The sequence below is a fragment of the Streptomyces sp. NPDC037288 genome, from assembly GCF_055603265.1.
In genome coordinates, this window is record NZ_JBVJVY010000189.1 from 1 (window position 1) to 2,193 (window position 2,193).

Annotated in this window: 3 protein-coding genes; all 3 read left to right on the forward strand. The window is 66.6% G+C overall.

Annotation, left to right across the window (positions count from 1 at the left end):
• Positions 1-282: 282 nt before the first annotated feature.
• The 3 genes from ACZ7GZ_RS43105 to ACZ7GZ_RS43115 all read left to right on the forward strand — a co-directional run bounded on the left by ACZ7GZ_RS43105 (position 283) and on the right by ACZ7GZ_RS43115 (position 2,113).
• The gene (locus ACZ7GZ_RS43105) at positions 283-480 is read left to right on the forward strand and encodes a hypothetical protein (RefSeq protein WP_471033302.1); all 198 of its coding nucleotides are present in this window, start codon (positions 283-285) and stop codon (positions 478-480) included.
• Between the two features lie 334 nt (positions 481-814).
• Positions 815-1,126, forward strand: a complete 312-nt coding sequence (locus ACZ7GZ_RS43110; protein WP_471033304.1) for a hypothetical protein — start codon at positions 815-817, stop codon at positions 1,124-1,126.
• 168 nt (positions 1,127-1,294) lie between these two features.
• The gene (locus tag ACZ7GZ_RS43115; protein WP_471033307.1) at positions 1,295-2,113 is read left to right on the forward strand and encodes an IS5 family transposase; all 819 of its coding nucleotides are present in this window, start codon (positions 1,295-1,297) and stop codon (positions 2,111-2,113) included.
• Positions 2,114-2,193 lie beyond the last annotated feature (80 nt).

A 2,193-nucleotide genomic window follows, 5' to 3' on the forward strand; every position in this document is an offset into this window, starting at 1 on the left:
ACCCCACGAGAGGTCCACGACGACTACCTGAATCAGCAGCTCGCCGCATGAATTAGCCAATAAGCTGCTGTACGGAAACCGCAGGGCCCCTCACTGGCGGTATGACGGTCGCTCGGTCACACCCGGTCCGCCGCCCCCTGACACATCGCCCCATCCCTGGCTGTCCCCAACAGACTCCGGACCCCGCCCCTCAGCGGCCTGATCTTCCCGTAGGTCAGGCACTTGGGCTGTCCGGCGCCTCTGCTTCCCGGGAAGAACGGCGACTGCGTCTACTGGACCGACGTGCGTGATTGCGTGCCCGCCCCCGTCCAAGCCGTCGGGCGGGCGCTGCGCATGCAGCCCGGCGACGGCAAGGTCGCCTCGCTCGTGGTGCCGGTCCTGCTCGGGGCCGGGGAGGACAACATGCTCGCCTCGCGCACCGCGGACCGGCAAAACTGCTGGAAGCGCTCAGGGGTGCACCATGCCCGCGGCGGGGCCTAGTTGGCGCAGCAGGCTCCAAGCGCCTATAAGCCCGTCCACGGGCGCGCAGGGCATGGAGAGCGGCACTGACAGGGAAGGGGGCGGTGGTCCGTCAGCGTCTACCTGCCGACTGATGAAGTTCTCAACGCCGCGCGCCCCGGCTGCCCTCGCTGTGTTCATTGACCTACGGGTTTCTCAACCTCGCGCACGAGCCGGCGGCGCGGCGTGGAAGCTGCCGTCATCTACTCCCGCCAGCCAGGAGACCTGAAAGCTCCGTTCACATACCGCAGGTGTCCGCCAGCAGCGAGCAGGAGGCGGAAGCCGGGGGCGGCCGGCCTCGTTCGCCGTCTTCTCGATGAGACAATGGATCGCCGACGCCCGCTGCTTCTACGCCCACGGCGGTCTGGACAGGACCGTGTCGAACAACTCGAGAAGCTGGGTATGGCTTGGTCGCACTTCGACGTCGCACGGGCGCACGGACTCGCCGCCGCACGTGGGTGGGCAACCGAACACGGACACGTCCTGGCGCCGCTGGACACGCCACCTACAGGGCTACGAGGTGGGCATCGGGCTGAAGAACGCGCGGGCTGCCGCGCGGCGGGCACTGGCGAACGAGCAGCAGCGGGCCGAGGGCCTGCTCGTTCGCCCCGCAGACGAGGGTCCATGAGGGAGGGCGCACCCGGCCCTTCCTCACAGACCCCGAAACCGGGTGCCTCCCTCAGCACCTGAGAGAAATCACAGCCAGTCCGCCAGCTGGCCACTACAGTAGTGTGGTGCGCCTGAAATCGTGTGCTTAAGACCGTGTCCTATGTGGTGAGGCGTCGTTGACCTGGTCATGGGGCGGGGTACGTGGAGTTGGATTGTTCCGGACGGGCTGTGGGAGATCGCGAAGCCGCTGATTCCTCCGTCGAAGGTGTGGCCGCAGGGTGGTGGGACGCAGGACACGCCTGATGAGACCCTGTTCGCCGCGATCATCTACGTGTTGGTCAGCGGTTGCGCCTGGCGGGCGTTGCCGCCGTGCTTCGGCGTCTCGAAGTCGACCGCTCACCGCCGGTTCCTGATCTGGTCCAGAGCCGGGGTGTGGGGCCGCCTGCACGAAGCGGTCCTGCACCGGCTCGACGACGCCGGCCTGATCGACGTAACCCGCGTCGTCCTCGACACTGCCCATGTCAGGGCGAAAAAGGGGGCGAACACACAGGCCCTAGCCCCCGTGGACCGGGGCAAGCCGGGTTCCAAGATGCACATCCTGTCGGACGCGAACGGACTGCCCCTTCTCGTCGGCGTCTCCGCCGCGAACGTCCACGACAGCGAGGGCCTGAAGCCGATGGTGGCCGGTCACCAAACGAGACACGACCCCCACCGCGGCCGCTACTTCAAGCCCCAACGCCTCCATGCGGACAAGGCATACGACGTGCCTCACCTGCGGAAATGGTTACGTGGCAAGCGCATCGGTGTGCGGATCGCCCGCAAAGGCATCGAGTCCAGCGAACGACTAGGCCGCCGCCGATGGGTCATCGAGCGGAACATCTCCTGGCTGTCCGGCTACCGCCGGCTCAGTCCACGCTACGAACGAAACCCCAGGAACTACTTTGCCTTTCTCGGTCTCGCAGCAGCCATGTGCTGCTACAAGCGACTCGTTCGCCTCACCACGTAGGACACTTCCCAATGTCGTTGTCAAGCTGCTGCGGTGACGGGTGGTAGGACTTCGTAGCATCGCCTGTCACGCAGAAGCGC